At 34.4% G+C, this 15064-nt stretch carries 16 protein-coding genes and 2 pseudogenes; 5 read left to right on the forward strand and 13 right to left on the reverse strand.

The features are described from left to right. Position 1 precedes the first annotated feature (1 nt). Genes hisB through hisIE form a run of 5 tightly spaced genes read left to right on the forward strand, consistent with a single transcriptional unit; the run spans position 2 to position 3743 of the window. On the forward strand, positions 2–1096 hold the full coding sequence (gene hisB / locus ACZZZA_RS13370) for a bifunctional histidinol-phosphatase/imidazoleglycerol-phosphate dehydratase HisB (protein WP_463432517.1): 1095 nt from the start codon (positions 2–4) through the stop codon (positions 1094–1096). Between the two features lies 1 nt (position 1097). Continuing rightward, positions 1098–1676, forward strand: coding sequence for an imidazole glycerol phosphate synthase subunit HisH (hisH, locus tag ACZZZA_RS13375; RefSeq protein WP_463432519.1), 579 nt, complete (start codon positions 1098–1100; stop codon positions 1674–1676). 15 nt (positions 1677–1691) lie between these two features. Further along, positions 1692–2414, forward strand: a complete 723-nt coding sequence (gene hisA, locus ACZZZA_RS13380; protein WP_463432521.1) for a 1-(5-phosphoribosyl)-5-[(5-phosphoribosylamino)methylideneamino]imidazole-4-carboxamide isomerase — start codon at positions 1692–1694, stop codon at positions 2412–2414. After that, a complete protein-coding gene (hisF, locus tag ACZZZA_RS13385; protein ID WP_463432523.1) occupies positions 2407–3159 on the forward strand; it encodes an imidazole glycerol phosphate synthase subunit HisF in 753 nt (250 codons plus the stop codon). Before hisA ends, hisF begins: the two co-directional genes overlap by 8 nt. Beyond that, a complete protein-coding gene (hisIE, locus tag ACZZZA_RS13390) occupies positions 3156–3743 on the forward strand; it encodes a bifunctional phosphoribosyl-AMP cyclohydrolase/phosphoribosyl-ATP diphosphatase HisIE (protein WP_463432525.1) in 588 nt (195 codons plus the stop codon). The genes hisF and hisIE overlap by 4 nt, the downstream gene beginning before the upstream one ends. A gap of 38 nt (positions 3744–3781) precedes the next feature. On the opposite strand, the gene ACZZZA_RS13395 is transcribed toward hisIE, so the two are convergent. The 13 genes and pseudogenes from ACZZZA_RS13395 to ACZZZA_RS13455 form a co-directional block, all read right to left on the reverse strand. Continuing rightward, positions 3782–4600 (reverse strand): M28 family peptidase, encoded by an 819-nt coding sequence (locus ACZZZA_RS13395; RefSeq protein ID WP_463432527.1) that lies wholly within the window; start codon positions 4598–4600, stop codon positions 3782–3784. Next, positions 4581–4964, reverse strand: a complete 384-nt coding sequence (locus ACZZZA_RS13400) for a hypothetical protein (protein ID WP_463432529.1) — start codon at positions 4962–4964, stop codon at positions 4581–4583. Before ACZZZA_RS13400 ends, ACZZZA_RS13395 begins: the two co-directional genes overlap by 20 nt. A 125-nt stretch (positions 4965–5089) precedes the next feature. Continuing rightward, a complete protein-coding gene (locus tag ACZZZA_RS13405; protein WP_463432531.1) occupies positions 5090–6262 on the reverse strand; it encodes a M28 family peptidase in 1173 nt (390 codons plus the stop codon). Positions 6263–6367: 105 nt separating this feature from the next. Beyond that, positions 6368–6711 (reverse strand): annotated as a pseudogene (gene rplT, locus ACZZZA_RS13410) (50S ribosomal protein L20). A 173-nt stretch (positions 6712–6884) separates the two neighbouring features. After that, on the reverse strand, positions 6885–7082 hold the full coding sequence (rpmI, locus tag ACZZZA_RS13415; protein ID WP_034758008.1) for a 50S ribosomal protein L35: 198 nt from the start codon (positions 7080–7082) through the stop codon (positions 6885–6887). A gap of 201 nt (positions 7083–7283) precedes the next feature. Further along, a pseudogene (gene infC / locus ACZZZA_RS13420) lies at positions 7284–7785 on the reverse strand (translation initiation factor IF-3). A 120-nt stretch (positions 7786–7905) separates the two neighbouring features. Next, entirely contained in the window at positions 7906–9825 is a 1920-nt protein-coding gene (gene thrS, locus ACZZZA_RS13425) for a threonine--tRNA ligase (protein WP_463432536.1), read from the reverse strand. A gap of 164 nt (positions 9826–9989) precedes the next feature. Continuing rightward, positions 9990–10169, reverse strand: coding sequence for a hypothetical protein (locus tag ACZZZA_RS13430; protein ID WP_463432538.1), 180 nt, complete (start codon positions 10167–10169; stop codon positions 9990–9992). Positions 10170–10180: 11 nt separating this feature from the next. Beyond that, a complete protein-coding gene (locus ACZZZA_RS13435; protein WP_463432540.1) occupies positions 10181–10786 on the reverse strand; it encodes a DUF4230 domain-containing protein in 606 nt (201 codons plus the stop codon). After that, positions 10783–11361: a TlpA family protein disulfide reductase gene (locus ACZZZA_RS13440; protein WP_463432542.1), complete on the reverse strand. Its 579-nt coding sequence runs from the start codon at positions 11359–11361 to the stop codon at positions 10783–10785. Before ACZZZA_RS13440 ends, ACZZZA_RS13435 begins: the two co-directional genes overlap by 4 nt. Before the next feature lie 44 nt (positions 11362–11405). Then, positions 11406–11873, reverse strand: a complete 468-nt coding sequence (locus ACZZZA_RS13445) for a pyrophosphohydrolase domain-containing protein (protein WP_463432544.1) — start codon at positions 11871–11873, stop codon at positions 11406–11408. Between the two features lie 159 nt (positions 11874–12032). Continuing rightward, a complete protein-coding gene (locus tag ACZZZA_RS13450) occupies positions 12033–13145 on the reverse strand; it encodes a GEVED domain-containing protein (RefSeq protein ID WP_463432546.1) in 1113 nt (370 codons plus the stop codon). A 40-nt stretch (positions 13146–13185) separates the two neighbouring features. Next, on the reverse strand, positions 13186–14961 hold the full coding sequence (locus ACZZZA_RS13455; RefSeq protein ID WP_463432548.1) for a reprolysin-like metallopeptidase: 1776 nt from the start codon (positions 14959–14961) through the stop codon (positions 13186–13188). Between the last annotated feature and the right edge of the window lie 103 nt (positions 14962–15064).

Below are 15064 nucleotides of genomic sequence, written 5' to 3' on the forward strand. Positions count from 1 at the left end.
AATGAAAAAAGTATTATTCATAGATCGCGACGGAACATTGATTATTGAGCCACCATTTGATTTTCAGGTTGATTCACTGGAAAAACTTGAATTTTATCCTGGGGTTTTTCAAAATTTATCCAAAATTGCGAAAGAATTTGACTACGAATTGGTCATGATTACCAATCAGGACGGTTTAGGAACTGAAAGTTTTCCTTTTGAAGATTTTAATAAGCCTCAAGAAAAAATGTTGAAAGCTTTTAAAAATGAAGGAATTATTTTCGATGATATTCTGATTGATCAAAGTTTTGAACATGAAAATTCACCGAACAGAAAGCCTGGAGTTGGAATGCTTGGAAAATATATTTATGGAAATTATGATCTGGAAAATTCTTACGTGATTGGAGACCGATTGACAGATATTCAATTAGCCCAAAATTTAGGTTCAAAAGCTATTTTTATCAATGAATTCAAAAATAAAAATGCTGAACTCACAACAAAAGATTGGAGCGAAATTTATCAATATTTAAAACAAATTCCAAGGAAAGCCAAAGTCTTCAGAAAAACAAATGAAACAGAAATTGAGGTCGAAATAAATCTTGATGGAAGCGGAAATTCTACAATTTCAACAGGTCTGCATTTTTTTGATCATATGCTGGAACAGATTTCAAAGCATGGAAATTTAGATCTGAACGTTATGGTAAATGGTGATTTGCAGGTTGACGAGCACCATACGATTGAAGATACAGGAATTGTTTTTGGAGAAGCGGTTTTACAGGCTTTAGGAAAGAAAAAAGGGATTGAAAGATATGGTTTTTTACTTCCGATGGACGATTGTCTTTCCCAAGTTGCCATTGACTTTGGAGGCAGGTCCTGGTTGGTTTGGGATACTGATTTTAAAAGAGAAAAAATTGGCGATGTGCCGACGGAAATGTTTCAGCATTTTTTCAAATCGTTTACAGATTCTGCGAAATGCAATTTGAATATAAAATCGGAAGGAGAAAATGAGCATCACAAGATAGAATCTATCTTCAAGGCATTTGCTAAAGCGATAAAAATGGCAGTCAATCAGAGCGATCAAAACTACAATTTACCATCTACAAAAGGAAGCTTATAAAATGATAGCCATTATAAAATACAACGGAGGAAACGTGAATTCTGTTCAGAATGCATTAGAAAGATTAGAAGCAAATTCTATTATTACCGATAATTTTGATGTGATAAAAAATGCTGAAAAAGTTATTTTTCCGGGAGTTGGTGAAGCTTCATCTACCATGAAACTCTTGCAGGAAAAAGGTTTAGATCAATTAATTCCAAGTTTGAAACAGCCTGTTTTGGGTATTTGTCTGGGAATGCAGCTGATGTGTAAAAATAATGAAGAAGGAAATACGGTCGGTATGGGAATTTTCGATATTGATGTAAAGAAATTTCCTGCAAAAAATATTGTTCCACATATGGGTTGGAATACAGTTTCAGATTTAAAATCACCATTATTTTTGGAAATTTCTGAAGAAAATGATTTGTATTTTGTTCACAGTTTTTATTGCGAATTATCAGAAAATACAACTTCTGTTTGTGATTATATTTTACCTTTCAGTGCATCATTACAGAAAGATAATTTCTTTGCAACTCAATTTCATCCAGAAAAATCAGGTAAAACAGGAAATAAAATACTTGAAAATTTTTTAAAAATTTAAAATAAACAATTAAAAATGAAAATAATTCCTGCCATAGATATCATCGACGGAAAATGTGTGAGACTTTCAAAAGGCGATTACAGTACAAAGAAAATTTACAATGAAAATCCTCTTGAAGTTGCCAAAGAATTTGAAGATAACGGAATTCAGTTTCTGCATTTGGTTGATTTGGATGGTGCAAAATCGAGACATATAGTGAATCAAAAAGTATTGGAAAGTATTGCAAAAGAAACTTCATTACACATTGATTTTGGTGGCGGTCTGAAAACTGAAGAAGATATTGAAACCGCTTTTAATTCTGGTGCACAACAGATTACAATCGGAAGTATCGCCGTTCAGAATCCTGAATTTTGTTATCAACTGATTGAAAAATATGGAGCTGATAAAATAATTCTCGGAGCAGATTGTGAAAATATGAAAATAAAAACTGCTGGCTGGCTGGAAGAAAGTGATAAAAATGTAATCGATTTTATTCTTGATTTTCAACAAAAAGGAATTCATAATGTGATTTGTACTGACATTTCAAAAGATGGAATGTTGCAAGGTGCATCAAAAGAATTATATCTGGAAATTCTAAATAAAACATCTATTCAATTAGTTGCAAGCGGCGGAATTTCCTGCATTGAAGATGTGTATCTGATGAAAGAAATTGGCTGTGCCGGAACAATCATCGGGAAAGCAATATACGAAGGAAAAATATCGTTGAATCAACTTGAAAATTTTATTCAGAATGCTTAAAAAAAGAATTATACCTTGCCTGGATATTAAGGACGGACAAACTGTAAAAGGAATCAACTTTGAAGATTTGATCAATGCCGGAAACCCTATTGAATTAGCAAAAAAATACGAAAATGAAGGTGCTGACGAATTGGTTTTTCTAGATATTACCGCTACGATTGAAGAACGCAAAACTTTTGCAGAACTGGTCAAAAATATTGCAAAAGAATTGAGTATTCCATTTACCGTTGGCGGCGGAATTTCTTCTGTTGATGATGTCAGAAAATTGCTGGAAGCGGGAGCAGATAAAATAAGTATCAATTCTTCTGCGGTAAAAAATCCGAATCTGATTTCTCAGTTGGCAAAAGAATTTGGCAGTCAGTGTATCGTTGTGGCAATTGACACAAAATTCATCGATGATTCTGATTGGGTTTTTGTGAAAGGCGGTAGAGAATTGACTCATTTACAAACTTTGGATTGGGCAAAAAAAACAGAAGAATTTGGTGCCGGAGAGATTCTTCTAACGTCAATGAACGGAGACGGAACTAAAAATGGTTTTGATTTGAGATTGACAAAACTCATTTCTGAAAATGTAAATATTCCGGTTATTGCTTCCGGTGGTGCAGGAAAAATTGAAGACTTTGAAGATGTTTTTAATCTCACTAAAGCCACCGGAGCTTTGGCAGCAAGCATTTTTCATTTTGGTGAAATAAGAATTGATGATTTAAAAAACGAATTAAAGAATAGAAATATAAACGTACGATGAAAATAGATTTTTATAAAACAGACGGATTGGTTCCTGTAATTATTCAGGATGACAGAACTTTACAGGTTTTAATGTTGGGTTATATGAATGAAGAAGCATTCAATAAAACAAAAAATGACGGAGTCGTTACTTTTTTCAGCCGTTCAAAAAACAGATTGTGGACAAAAGGTGAGGAGTCGGGAAATTTTCTTACCGTAAAAAATATTCAGATAGATTGTGATCAGGATACCATTTTAATTAAGGTGATTCCAAAAGAGACGGTTTGCCATACTGGAAGTTTCAGCTGCTTTGGTGAAAAGGATTTTAAAGGATTTCTGTATGAGCTCGAAGAAAAAATTTCACAGAGAATTGATGACAAAGTAGAAGAATCTTATACGTATTCTTTATTTGAAAAAGGCATCAATAAAATCGCCCAAAAAGTAGGAGAGGAAGCTGTAGAATTGGTGATAGAAGCTAAAGATAACAATGATGATTTGTTTAAAAATGAAGCTGCAGATTTGCTCTACCATTATTTAATCTTACTGAAAGCTAAAAACTTTTCACTCACTGAAATTGAGAAAATACTTCTTGAAAGAAATCAATAAAAAAAACCTGCAATTTGCAGGTTTTTAATCTTAAGATATTATTTGATCATCACTTTTCTTACAACGGTATGATGATCTGTTTTTATATGTCCCAAATAAACTCCTTTTACAATTCCGGAGATATTTATTTTAGTCTGATTATCCGTTTTCAAAACAGTATGACCGACTAAGTCTGTTAATTCGAAAGTAAAATCTTTTACACTCTTTGGTAATTCAAGGTGAATGAAATCTTTTGCAGGATTGGGATAAATCGTAAGATTTTCTAATTCATTTACAGAATTTTCATTTGTCGCTAAAATTGAGGTTGTGGCTACAGCGAAATGCTGAAGAGCTCCTACAGATGCTTTTCCGACATTATAAATATATACAGGATCTGTATTGGCAAAAGTATCGCTGGATGTGTGAGGATGATTGCTTCTTATTTTCTCAAAGTAACCTGTAATCACTTCACCTTTCAGTTCAAACGGAATATAATCTGTATTTTCTGCTTCGTCAATATCTGTCAATAAAGGTGAATAAAGACCTGTAAGTGTAACCAGCTCTTGAGTTACGGCAGCTGAAGCTAAAGTATTATTGGGGTTTCCGCCCATGTCTTCGTCACAAAAAATGGTGTTATTATTATTACCTACTTTACCACCTACCTGATCTAGATTGAAAACCAATTTTATATCCAGAATACGATTTGTTCCCTGATAAGCAACGGTATTTGCATAATGGCTGCTTCCTCTCAAACCTTGTTCCTCTCCTGAAAAATGAATAAATTTAATAGAATATTCTGTGGGTACATCTTTTAATATTCTTGCCGCTTCTAAAATTATAGATGTTCCGCTGCCGTTATCATTTACTCCATGGACCATTGATACTATCGAAATGCCCGCAGATAATCACAAATGTATTGGGATAAACTGTACCTGTTTTTGTAATTACTAAATTTTTTGAATTAATTGTATTACCTCCAGATGTATAAGAAAAAGGGTCTTCAACTATTTGGCTTGCAGAATATCCGTATGACAGATATTTATTTTTAAGCCAGTTTAAAGCGTTTGCATTATTTGCAGAACCTGTAGTTTTAACACCAAAATTAGAAAACTCCTGCAAATTTGTAGTGATATTGGTCTGCGTAACCAGATTCGCTCTGTTTTGATAAGCCTGAATAAAGCTTTGAGCGTAAGAAAAGTTTAATCCGAAAGATAAAATTAAAAAACCAAATATTTTTTTCATCAAAATTTTTTGCAAATATATCAATAAAATAATTCCAAACAAAAGCCTGGAATTATTATTTTAAATTTATTAAAAATAAATGTTTTATAAATAGTCTGTAATTAAAAAACAGAATTTTAGAAAATTTACTTTTTGACAACTATTTTTCTTGTTGTACTCTCTTTATCTGTTTTTACTACGCAAAAATAGGCTCCATTTTCTAACCCTGAAATATTTATTTCTGAACTGTTTTCTGATTTTAAAACTAATTTTCCACTTACATCTGTAATTTCAACCTTGAAATCTTTGATGGATGTCGGTACATCAATATTCAAAATATTTTTAGCAGGATTTGGATAAATTTTTACAGATTCTAGCTGATCGGTTTGAGTTTCATTTGTTCCTAAAATTGTAGTTGATGCGATGGCAAAATGCTGTAATGCACCCACTGCAGCTTTTCCTACATTGAAAACATAGGTAGGATCTACGTTTGCAAAGGTATCATTGACCGTGTGTTCGTTGAAGCTTCTTTGTGTTTCGTAAAAACCGGTGATGATATCACCTTTTGATTCGAAAGGAACATAATCTGAAGCAAAGGCATTTGCCATTGTCGTTTGCAGTGGAGAATATAATGTAGTGCAAGTTGCAAGCTGTTGGGTAAAAGCTAAAGATTGTGCATTATTAGCAGACTGTCCGGCTTGGTCACTCTCACATTTAACATTATTGTTGATATTTCCCAGCAGTCCGCCAACCTGGTCAATATTGAACACCACCCTAAGATTAAGTTGACGAACATTATTTTGAAAAACTACATTATTAACATAATGAGTGCTTCCTACAAGACCTTGCTCTTCGCCTGAAAAATGGATAAATTTCACCGAATATTCTGTTGGTACATCTTTTAAAATTCTTGCCGCTTCTAAAAGAATAGATGTTCCGCTTCCATTATCACTTACTCCGGCGCCTGCAATAGTATCGTAATGCCCGCAGATGATAACGTAAGTATTTGGATATAGGGTTCCTGTTTTTGTAATGATCAGGTTTTTTGAAGTAACGCTTCCAAATGTAAAAGTGTCTTCTGTTATTTGAGCGGCAGTGTAGCCATATGATTGATATTTGGCTTTGAGCCAGTTTAATGTATTGGTATTGGCGACTGATCCTGTAGTTTTCACACCAAGGTTTGCAAAATCCTGCAAAGCACCTGTAATATTTGTTTGAGAAACCTGATTAGCTCTTGTCTGATAAGCCTGAATAAAACTTTGTGCCTGAATTTGACAAACTGCTAAAGCAAGAAGAAGTAGAGTAGTTATTTTTTTCACTTTTAACGGGAATTTAAACTTTTAAAATTATTTAAGCAAATGTATATAATAAAAAAATCCCGAGCAAAAAACTCAGGATTTATATTGATAACAAAAAATTTTACATTATTTTACTTGATCTACAACTGCTTTGAATGCTTCAGGATAGTTCATTGCTAAATCAGCTAAAACTTTTCTGTTCAATTCAATGTTGTTCTTTTTAAGAGCTCCCATAAATTGAGAGTAAGACATTCCGTGTTCTCTAGCTCCTGCATTGATACGCATGATCCAAAGTGATCTGAAGTTTCTCTTTTTCTCTTTCTACCACGGTAAGCATATTGCATTGCTTTTTGTACCGCGTTTTTAGCAACAGTCCAAACGTTCTTTCTTCTACCGAAAAAACCTTTAGCTTGTTTCATTAATTTTTTTCTGCGAGCTCTAGAAGCTACGGCATTTACTGATCTTGGCATAATTTAAATTGTTTTTTTGAAAAGGGCGGAACTAAAAATAATTGATAAATGATAATTGAAAGATTTTCTCTACAATTCTCAAACTCGCAGACTTTATTTCTCTTTGGTGCACCGTTTCAGGGTTAAAATGTTGAATTGTTATTCTTATAAACCGAATAAAGGATTTATAAAAACTACTTAATTGCTAATTGACGTTTAACGCTTTTTTCGTCCACTTTTGCAACATAAGAAGTTTGCGTAAGATTTCTCTTCTGCTTAGTTTCCTTTTTTGTCAAGATGTGGCTTTTGAAAGCACCTTTTCTTTTAATCTTACCAGTTCCGGTAAGCTTAAAACGCTTCTTAGCACCTGATTTCGTTTTTAATTTTGGCATTGTTTGCTTTTTTATGTTTTGTTATCAATATTTTAGCTATCCCTAAAAGCTTTTGGCTATTGGCTTTCAGTTAATATCTATACAGATATTTGGTTTGCAAAATTACGAAAAATTATCATACAAAAAGAGACTTTCATTAGAAAATCTCTTTTATATGTTTATGAATAATAATGAGTATGAAAACCCATTATTACACTGTAATTATTTAGCCGGTTTTTTAGGACTCATCATCATAATCATTCTTTTTCCTTCAAGTTTAGGAAGCTGATCAACTTTCCCTACATGCTCAAGTTCCTGGGCAAGTTTAAGAAGTAAAATTTCACCCTGATCTTTAAAGATAATAGAACGTCCTTTGAAAAATACGTAGGTCTTTAATTTTGAACCTTCTTCCAAAAACTTTTCAGCATGTTTTTTCTTGAAATCATAATCATGCTCGTCAGTCTGATGGTCCAAAACGGATCTCCTTCACAACTACTTTGATTTGTTTTGCTTTAAGTTCTTTTGTTTTTTTCTTTTGCTCGTATAAGAACTTTTTATAGTCTAATATTCTCGCAATGAAAGGTTCAGCTTTGTCTGAAATCACGACCAAATCAAGTTCCTGTTCTTTGGCAATTTGTCTCGCTTTATCAATCGGGAAAATTCCCGCTTCTACGTTATCGCCCACTAAACGAAGTTCCCGTACACGGATCTTATCGTTTATCATGTGTAAGTCCTCCTGTGGTGGACGTCTCTGTGGGCCTCTGTTGTTAAATCGTTGTGCTATCGCTTTATAATTTTATTGGTTAATAACTATTTAATAATATAAAAGATTTTATAAGAACTTTTATACTGTTGCTTCTTTTTTGAAGTACGCTGCAAATTCATCCATGCTCATTACTCCAAGATCGCCTTCTCCACGTCTTCGTACAGAAATTGTGCCATCTCTTTCTTCATTTTCTCCTACTACAAGCATGAAAGGAATCTTTTTTAATTCTGCATCACGGATTTTTTTACCCGTTTTTTCATTTCGCTCGTCAATCAATCCGCTAATATCGTGATTTTCTAAAAATTGTGAAACTTTTTTAGCATAATCTACATATTTTTCACTGATTGGCAATATGGTAAACTGATCCGGACTCAACCATAATGGGAAATCTCCGGCAGTATTTTCTAATAATATAGCAATAAAACGTTCCATAGAACCGAATGGCGCTCTGTGGATCATGATCGGTCTGTGCTTTTCATTATCGCTTCCAATATAAGTAAGATCAAATCTTTCCGGTAAATTGTAATCTACCTGGATGGTTCCCAACTGCCATTTTCTTCCTAAAGCATCTTTCACCATGAAATCTAATTTAGGTCCGTAAAATGCCGCTTCACCATATTCTGTGACAGTGTTTAGCCCTTTTTCTTTTGCTGCAGTCACGATAGCATTTTCTGCCTTCTCCCAGTTTTCATCAGAACCGATATATTTTTCTTTATTGTCGGGATCTCTTAACGAAATCTGAGCAGTGAAGTCTGCAAATCCAAGTGAACCAAAAACATAAAGAACCAAATCAATTGTTTTTTTAAACTCATCCATCAACTGATCGGGAGTACAAAAAAGGTGAGCATCATCCTGAGTAAAACCACGAACTCTTGTCAAGCCGTGAAGTTCACCACTTTGCTCATACCGGTAAACCGTTCCGAATTCTGCATATCTTTTGGGCAAATCTCTGTAGCTCCATTGTGAAGTTTTGTAGATTTCACAGTGATGAGGACAGTTCATTGGTTTCAGCATAAATTCTTCTCCTTCATTTGGAGTTTTGATCGGCTGGAAACTGTCTGCACCATATTTATCCCAGTGACCGGAAGTCACATACAATTCTTTTGCACCGATATGGGGTGTCATTACGAATTCGTATCCTCCTTTTTTCTGAGCATCAGAAAGGAAATTTTCTAATTTTTTTCTTAAAGCAGTACCTTTTGGCAACCAAAGTGGTAAACCGGCACCTACTTTTTCTGAAAAAGCAAAAATCCCTAATTCTTTACCTAATTTTCTGTGATCTCTTCTTTTCGCTTCTTCTAATAACTCTAGATATTCAGTCAGTTCTTTCTGTTTTGGGAAAGAAATACCGTACACTCTTGTCAACTGAGGATTTTTCTCATTTCCTCTCCAATAAGCTCCTGCAGCATTCAAAATCTTTACTGCTTTTACAATTCCGGTATTTGGAATGTGACCGCCACGACAAAGATCTGTGAAATTATCATGTGTTACAAAAGTGATTTCACCATCATTAAGATTAGAGATCAATTCTACTTTATAAGGATTGTCTGCATATGTTTTTAAAGCTTCTTCTTTAGAAACAGGGTATAGTGAGAAGGTAGAAGCTTTTTTAGCATTTTCTAAAACTTTCTTTTCAATTTTCTCAAAATCTTTTTCAGACAAAACTTCGTCACCGAAATCTACGTCGTAATAAAATCCGCTTTCTATTGCGGGACCGATCGTTAATTGAGCATTCGGATAAAAATCAAGGATTGCCTGCGCCAAAAGGTGAGCAGAAGAATGCCAGAAGGCTTTCTTGCCAAGATCATCATTCCATGTCAAAAGCTGTACGGTAGAATCTGTAGTAATAGGCGTGGTAACTTCGACTTGTGTGCCGTTTACAACTGCGGAAATGGTATTTCTAGCCAATCCTTCGCTTATCGATTTTGCCACATCCAACGGAGTGACTTCTCCCTCAAATTCTCTGACGCTATTGTCTGGAAGTGTAATTTTTATCATTGTTTACTAAGAAATTTTAAGTTGCAAAAATACGCATTTTTTACATCTTTGAGAAATCGTAGCACGATAATTCACAAAAAATACAATTTATTTTAAATTTTGACGTTAGCGAAATTTTCAATTAATGATTTTCATTATTAATGAAACAAAAAAATACTAAGCTTTCACTTAGTATTATCTGTTTTTCCGGATTTGTTTTCTGAAGATTTTTTGATATCTTCTTTATCTACATCCGGTGGATTTTGTTTTTTTGAAGATGCCGGTAAATCACGGAAATCCTCATTTTGCTTTTTAGTTTCTGCAGAGTTTGCAGGCTCTTTCTTTTTATCTTCGTTTGAGTCCATTGTTTTGAATTTTAGAGTCCAAGAACACCGAGTTTTCCGGTTTTATCTTCTATGGTATAGTTCAAAGCCTTTGCCAAAACGAAAATATTATTCAAATTTTCCAATAATTGCTGTTTGCCTTCATTTCTCAGCTTATTTTGATCTACAGAATTAATAGCAGTTTGTTTTGCCTTTTGCTGCACATTTTTAATATCCTTTTCTGAAATCCTATTGATAAAAGAATCGTCTAACGATTGAATTTCTACACTTGGGGTAATTCTGATATCAGCGTTCGGGAGATCTGTAATAATCAGTTTTTTATTAACAGAATCTACCTCAATTTTCATTTTATTTAAATCATAGGAAACCTGCGCATTGGTTTTGGTGTAGGTAATAACGCTATTGCTTGTCATTTCTTTTCCTAGAAATTCATAACCGAATTTAGTTTTCTGCATTGCAGAAAAATCCTGTTCTAAGACGACCATTTTGTTCATCTTTGAGATTTGGTTGGTCAAAATATAGTAATCAGATTTTTCGGTTTTTTCAGTAATGCTTAAGCATGATCTGAAACTGAAAAACAGAATCAGCATCAGAAGAATTCCTGCAACAAATGGAATAACAAGTTTTAAATTTCTCAATTTTCTTTTTTAAATATTTCTTTAATTACCGATTTGTCATCTTTCTTTAAGATTTCCACAAGATCTCTTTCGATATATCCTGTAGTCGGCATTTCGATAATTCTTCCAATTTCCTTGCCATATTTTTCAACGATAATGGTCGGAACTTTTTGAATGTTATACTTAGATTCGTCGCCGGTAGGAGATTCTTTTTTACGGTTTACCGCAATGATTGTTAGTTTGCCTTCCGGATATTTTACTTCTTCTAAAATCTTCATTAATCGTGGAAAATCTCTGTGGCTGTCTTCACACCAGGTTCCCATGAAAACAATGAGATTATAAGAATTGATTTTGTTTTTCTTTAATTCTCCGACAGCTTTTTGATCCAAAGCATATTCATTGAATTCTTTTGTGTACCACTCAGCATAAGGTTCTTTTACAAACTGATCTTTAAGCTGATGTCCTAAAAGCATCTTGCCGTCATTGGTGGTTTCAACCTCACGATTGACAACAACTTTCTGTGCACTATATTCCTGAATTCCCAATACAATGATTGAAACCGCAAGTGTTTTGGTAATAAATTTTTTACAAATCATATTTCTACTATTTTTCATTGTATTTGTGAATCTTTGATCTCATCTTAATTTTCAATAATTGTTTTTAGGTCGGCAGGAGAGTAGTATTTGTTTTTTAAAACTTTATGATCTGCCTTTCTGTATACATTAAATTTTTCTCCGGATTTTTCGTAAAAAGATTCAACCTCTTTTTCTTTGTAAAATTCGACTGTTTCGTTTGCCTGAATTTCATTATCACAAGCTTTAGACATATTAGAACGCTGAACTTCATTGAATAATTCTACAAATTTATCACCCAACCCGAATTCTAAAACAGCTCCGCTTAAAACATACTGCAAATCACATAATGCATCAGCAATTTCTACCAAGTTTTTATCTTCAATTGCCTGTTTCAATTCATTTAATTCTTCCTGCAAAAGCTCAACTCTCAGATTACATCTTTCCTGAGAAGGAATTTGTGGAGTTTCCAAAATAGGAGCTTTGAAAGTGGTGTGGAATTCTGCTACTTGATTCAGACTGTCAATTTTGTCCATGAAATTTTAAATTTAAAGCAAATATAGTGATTTTGGGAAATTGTTGTTCGTTGTCGGTTTTTAGTTTTTAGTTTCAAAATTACTTATTACAGATTATTCATTACTCATAAAAAAAGACCGCCATTTCTGGCAGCCTTTTCAAGTTTAATTTTTCAATGGTTAATTTTTGATAAATCTTTTTGAGATTTCTCCAATCTGGATCGTGTAAGCTCCTGTTGTAAGTTCGCTTACATTCACTGTGCCTCTTTCGAGTTTTCCTGAGCTGATTAGTTTTCCACCCATATCGAAGATTCTATAATCTTCTGACTTCGTGTTTGATATATTTAAAATATCTCGTACAGGATTTGGATATAATTTAATGTCAGTCACTAAATTTTCGACATTAAAATCTTCACCTCTTCCTGATGACAGAATATTCAAAGTATAATCTTCAACCTGCCCGTAAGTATAAGATCCGCAAGATGATGAAGGAACAGAATTGTATTGCATCATTACTCTCATTCTTGTACTTCCAAGTGCTGCTGTTGCAGGAATTATGATTGACCCTGTAACCGGAGTTGTTTGCGAACCTGTTTTTGTCCAGGCTAATTCTCCGCTATCTGTAAAATCACCGTCTTTATTATAATCAATGTAGACTGCATAAGCTTCATTGTATTTAGTAGATGTCCAAACCGGTGTGATGGAGATTGCATTTGCTGTTCCTCTAGTTACATTGGTGGAAACAGAAGTGAAATTTTCGTACCCTGCAGTTCCTATTGAAGTATTGTTGATGCTACCAAATGTCACGTTTCCAATTCTTTCATCCGCAGTATTTGTTGCAGTTGCTGTACAATAAGTAACTGTACTTCCTGCAAGTGTTGTTACGCTTACCGAGTTACTTGAAGTAGAAATATTTCCGGCAGCATCTTTTGCTCTTACTGAAAAACTGTAGGTCGTAGATGGGCTTAAACTTGCAACTGTGTAATTTGTAGAAGCTGTATTCCCAATCAATGATGAACCCTGATAAACATCGTAACCTGTTACACCTACAGCATCTGTTGCACCAGACCAAGAAAGATTGGTGCTTGTAGAAGTAGTTCCTGATGCGGAAAGAGTAGGCGCTGTTGGAGCAACTGTATCTGTACTTCCAGAACCTGCATTCACAGAAATATTAGCATTATTCACATCAAAGAAGATATGATTGCTCCCTTTCACCATAATTCTTCCTGTTGTTGTTGTCACATTAGGAATAACCACAGCTTGAGATCCGTCATTAGGAGTTCCTGCTAACAAAGTAGTCCATGTGGTGCCGGAATTTGTTGACCAAAGAATATCAACATTGGCAGTATTGACACCATTTGCAGTTGTTCCGGCAACGTTCCATGTTACGTTTTGAGAACTTCCGCCTGTATATGTTGTTGAAGTACCTTGAGAAGTAATGATGAATGGTCCATGCAGTTGAGTTTACAGTTACTTTTGTATCATCAGAATTGTTTCCGGAACCTCCGGCTCTGTTATCACGTACTGTAAATCTGAAATTCAAAGATCTGGCAACAGAAGAAAGTGCTTCCACATTGATCTCAGCACCTGCTGTTGTTGTTGCGCCTGCTAAAAGAGAAGCCATTCTCGGAAAATATCTTACAGGAGTTGTGGTCGGCGTAAAAGATCTGAATGTAGGACCTGTAGCTTTCGTAGCAGTTGCAGCAGAACTTGCACCTGTTTGGGAAGATGAAGCGTTATCAACCTGTTCCCAGATGTAAGTTAAAGAATCTCCGTTAGCATCTGTTCCTGTACCAGTAAGCATAAAGGGTGTACTTTTCGGAATCGTGTAATCTAAACCGGCATCTGCAGTAGGAATTGAATTGCCAGTTGAAGTACTTACGGGACAGGTTTTAGCTTTGATATTATTTGTAATCTGCTGAATGCTTATTGCATGAAAGAAAGAATCTGAGTGAGCCTGGATGTCTTGTCCGGTAATCCCTGCATAACCCATGATTGTTGATCCTGAACCGGGCTCCATATTGACACCTGTGCCTTCATTGGCATGAGAGAATGTGTGATTTCCTCCAAACTGATGTCCTAGTTCATGAGCTACATAATCTATATCAAAATTGTCACCTGATGGAATTCCGTCTGATGGAGATGTGTAACCGCTGCCTTTGGAACCATTTACACAAACGCATCCGATACAACCGGCATTTCCGCCACCACCGGAAGCTCCAAATAAATGCCCGACATCATAATTGGCTTCACCGATTACTGAGGTTAAGGTAGATTGAAGCTGAGAATTCCAATTGTTCATCTGCGCAGCTGCAGAATAAGGATCTGATGAAGCACTTGTATAAATTACCGCATCATTATTGGCAATCAAAACCATTCTTGCTGCAAAATCTTTTTCAAAAACACCGTTTACACGAGTCATTGTGTTATTCATTGCTGCTAAAGCTAGAGCTTTTGTACCTCCGAAATAGGTTGTATATTCTCCAGTTGAAGAAAGCGCCAAACGGAACGTTCTTAATTTGGCATCATCTGCATTTGGTCTTGCAGCGAGAGTTGATGTAGTGATTCCTTTTTGAGCAACATCGATAACGGTACATTCAAAAGCACTTAGGTTATCTTTTTTGTCTGATTTTTTATACACAACATACGACGAAAGATCTTTTGCATAAGGCTCGATAAAAACAGCAGATTTATCTCCGTAAATTTCCATTGAAGATAATCCTAATGGTGAAATACTGAAATAAACTGTAGAATTGGGATCATCAAGACCTTCACCTACATAAGATTGAATATCAGGATATTTTGCTGCTAACTGAGGATCGAAGTTTGAATTTTCTCTTACCTTAAAGTTTTCTAATCTCCCTTCAGAATTAGGAAATGAAATGATGATCTCTGATTTTTCTCCTACAGACAATCTTTTAGGAGCTTTAGCAAGAACGCTTTTTAATCCGTTAAGATCTAGCTGATAGATTTTCGGATTGAGAATATTTGTTTTGTTTTCAAAAATTTCAGAATTGGTTTTTTTAGAACCTTCAGACCAAAGTCTATCAGTCTGAGCGAAAGAAATGCCTGATACCAGCATTCCAATCACCAATAGTTGTTTTTTCATATAAATAACATTTTGATTGTGGAATACCAAAGCTAATAAAAATTATATTATGAAAAACAAAATTTATTAAGAAATTTTTAGACAATTAATTTAAAATATTATG

The sequence above is a fragment of the Chryseobacterium sp. AC405b genome, from assembly GCF_979258685.1.